The 3,474-nt window shown below is 62.1% G+C and carries 5 protein-coding genes; all 5 read left to right on the plus strand.

Translation table 11 applies throughout. From position 1 onward, the window contains the following. A partial coding sequence (locus B5477_RS14975; protein ID WP_159448868.1) for a DUF6273 domain-containing protein occupies positions 1-472 on the plus strand: 472 nt, incomplete at its 5' end. Positions 473-552: 80 nt separating this feature from the next. Further along, positions 553-1,080 carry a hypothetical protein gene (locus B5477_RS00055; protein ID WP_079697811.1) on the plus strand — a complete coding sequence of 176 codons (528 nt, stop codon included), beginning with the start codon at positions 553-555 and terminating at the stop codon, positions 1,078-1,080. Positions 1,081-1,147: 67 nt separating this feature from the next. After that, a complete protein-coding gene (locus B5477_RS00060) occupies positions 1,148-1,663 on the plus strand; it encodes an SLOG family protein (RefSeq protein WP_079697812.1) in 516 nt (171 codons plus the stop codon). A 218-nt stretch (positions 1,664-1,881) separates the two neighbouring features. Next, positions 1,882-2,130, plus strand: coding sequence for a hypothetical protein (locus B5477_RS00065; RefSeq protein ID WP_079697813.1), 249 nt, complete (start codon positions 1,882-1,884; stop codon positions 2,128-2,130). Next, on the plus strand, positions 2,127-3,474 hold a 1,348-nt coding region (locus B5477_RS00070), incomplete at its 3' end, for an Ig-like domain-containing protein (protein ID WP_187138712.1). The genes B5477_RS00065 and B5477_RS00070, both read left to right, overlap by 4 nt.

Genomic DNA, 3,474 nt, shown 5'->3' on the forward strand with positions numbered 1-3,474 from the left:
CCAGTACGGCGGCAAAACAAATTCCGTCGTCCTGCTGGCGAACTTTAACTATACGAGCAGCATATTCGGCGGCAACAATACATACAGCGGCAGCACGGTACGTGCGCACTGCAGCAATTTCTATAACGGTTTGACCGCTGCCCAAAGAGGAAAGCTGTCGCCGCACAAATATGTGGGAGACTATGCCTGGCTGCCCAGTGCCTATGAAATTTATGGCAGCAGCAGGCCGAGCTCTTGTGTGGACAGCTATACCGAGACCAGGCAATTTCAATATTTATTAAACGGCGGGCTAACAATCTACAATCTCACGTTGGCAAATACCATCTGTGGGGGAAGCACCAGTTGGCTGCGTTCACCGCGTTCCGGGTGCACCGATCGGAGCATGACAATCAATGGCTCAGATGGCAACGTGGTCAGTTATACAGTCAATTCTTCCTGCGCGGTCCGCCCCGCTATCATCCTCAACCCTTAATTTTTTAATAGAATAGAAACCCTTCCCGCTGCGGATACTAAAGGACAGAATTGGCCGCAAAGCGGCGGGGAGGACCGGTTATGATGCTCACCATTGTCGTGCAGGCGGGCGAGGAGCTGCTCTATTCTTTATACCGCGCGCTTTCGCGCAGCTATGAGGTGCTCTGTGTCGGGCAGCGGGAGATACTGCTGCCCGACATTTCCCCCGACATCCTGCTGCTCGGCGCCAAGCGGGTGCCCGAGTGCGACGGGGACGTGATCTATGTGCTCAAGGACGCGCAGGAGGAAGAGGGGTTCCTCCCCTCCCCGCACGCGGTGGCGGTGGTCCACTCGCAGGATGAAAGCTCGCTGCGCTTCTGCGCAAAGCATCACCTGCGCACCCTGACCTGCGGGCTTTCGAGCAAGGACACGCTGACGCTTTCGAGCGTAACCGCCGAAAGCGCGGTGATCTGCCTGCAGCGGGAGATCGGCACCCTGGGCGGCGAGGTGCTCGAACCTTATGAAATCCCGGTGAAGCTGCGGCGCGCCGTCGACCGCATGGAGCTGCTCTCCCTGGCGGCGGTGCTGCTGCTGTGCGGCGAGGGCGGGATGCTCAGCGAGCCGCTTTGATTGCACCCAAAACCGCTTTGTGCTATCATGGACCTATCACGCAGGGACTGCGAAAGGATGGGACGACATGGAGTATGCGCTGCGGCCGGTTTCGGCCTGCTTTACGGGCTACCGCGGGAACAAATTCCCTTTCTCCTTACAGGAAGAAAACCCCGGCCTCATGCGGCTGTGCGAGCGGCTGGAGGCGGCGGTCCACAGTGCGGCAAACGACGGCTACACCGATTTTTACTGCGGCGGCGCATGGGGGTTCGACATCCTGGCCGGGGAGGCGGTGCTGCGCGCGCGGGAGCTGCGGGAAGGGCTGCGCCTTTACTGCATCCTGCCGCATGAGGCTCAGGCGCGCGGCTGGGATGCCGGCTGGCGCGAGCGCTATGAGCGGATGCTTCGCGGCTGCAGCGGGAGCAGGGCCCTTTCCAGCGGATGGACCAAAAGCTGTTATCATGAGCGCAACCGTTATATGGTGGACCGGTGCAGCAGGCTGATCTGCTACTTCGACGGGCAGCCGGGCGGCACGGCCTACACAGTGCGCTATGCGCTGCAGCAGGGCGTGCAGCTGGTCAACCTGGCGCAGGAGGAATTATAGAATAAAGATGACCGTTAGTAAAGCTTACTAACGGTCATCTTTTTGTAGATATCCAGAAGGAGAGGCGAAGAATTCGCCGATTCCTTCCATGTTTATCCTAATTATACCCTGAACTGGAACGGATTTCAAGGGAAACTGTCAATTTTAGCTCGTTCCCTGGCGGCAAACGACCGACAGTAAGCTTTGCTAGAGGTCATTTGTTTGAAGGGGGAACTGGAATGAAAAAGAAAGCGATAGCGGTGCTGTTGTGCGTGCTGGCGCTGACCGTTTTAGGCGGCTTCACGGTGGGCGGCAGCGGCCTGCGGGAGCATTATGCCGGGCTGCTGGAGCGGGGGATCATCACCGAAGCGGAGTATGAAAAACTGGAAGCGTACGGCTTCGAGCTGCCCGAGAGCGGGAAGGAGCCTCTGGACGACTTTTCGATCGGTGAGATCACCACCGCCAATGGGGACGTGGTGGAAAGATGAGGCGGCTTCCCGCTTGGCTGCTGGCGTTCTGTCTGGCGGCCGGGATGATCCCGGCCGCCGGGGCGGCAGCAGCGTCCGTTGACCCGGGCGCGACCCTCGGGAGGAGCACCCCGCCCGGAATCGCGGAGATCGACCCGGAGATACCCACCCCGGAGATCTCCCTTTTCCGCGCGCGGGCCGCTGCGGGCCCCGAGTTCATCCGGGTGCCGGTGAAGAATAACGACCCGGCCCGGATCGAAGGCTTCACCGTCACCGCCCTGCCCGAGGGCGGCGGGGAGGCGGACATGCTGTCCGCCTCGGGAGAGCCCGAGGTGTCGGGGGAGGTCTACAGCTACAAGCTGTATTTCAGCGGCCCGCCGCAGCGGGACACCGGCTTTACCATCTCGGTCACGCCCGTCGCGAAGGCGGGCCGGGCCGGCTTCGACCTGCCCAAAACGAAGACCTCATCCTACACCTACCGGGCCATCCAGAGCCTGACCATCAAGGCCGGGGGCGAGGCGGTGGGGGATAAGACGGTCTACCTGCAAACCAGTGGGGAGCGCCAGACGGTACAGCTGACCGCCGACAAGAACCCCACCTCCCAGAGCTATGCCGCCGAGGTACTCTGGTCGAGCAGCGACCCGTCCGTCGCTTCGGTAGACCCGGTGACGGGGATGGTGACCGGCAACGGCGGCGGGACCGTGACCATCACGGCCAGCGTCTACGACGATCCGGATACCGTTTCCTCCTCCTGCACGGTGACGGTGGTCCCGATTTCCGGAATCGGGTTAAACCCGGCGAGCAAGACCCTCTTCACCGGGGGCACGGCGGCCGAGACCGACTTTGAGCTGACCGCCACCCTGGCGGGAGACAACGGCAGCACCGAGCTCGTCTGGGAGAACAGAAACCCGGACCAGGTCAATATGACCAAGGTGAGCGGCAACGTCTACCACCTCTCGGCCTTTGGCAAGCAGCCGGGGAGTGCGACCGTCACGGTGACGGACAAGGGCGGGTTCTATAAGGCCACCTGCACTGTGACGGTGGTGCAGGTCCAGAGCGTTTCGGTGCTGCCCAGCACCCTGACCCTCTACACCTCGGGCAGCCCGCGCAGTGGGACCTTGAGCGCCACGGTGAACCCCGCGGCCTACGCCCCGGCTTGGGCGGCGGGGGATGAAACCCTCGTCAGCGTGTCGGGCAGCGGGAAGAGCTGTACCGTCACGGCAAACACGAGCAAGGGTGGGAGCACCACCGTCACCGCCTCGGTGGGCGGCCGGAGCGGGAGCTGTACCGTGACGGTGCAGCACATCACGGGGATCCGGTTCACCGAGCTGCCGGGGACGCTGTACCTCGGCGGGAGCTCGGTGA

The sequence above is a fragment of the Provencibacterium massiliense genome (genome assembly GCF_900169495.1).
Lineage (GTDB): Bacteria > Bacillota > Clostridia > Oscillospirales > Ruminococcaceae > Harryflintia > Harryflintia acetispora.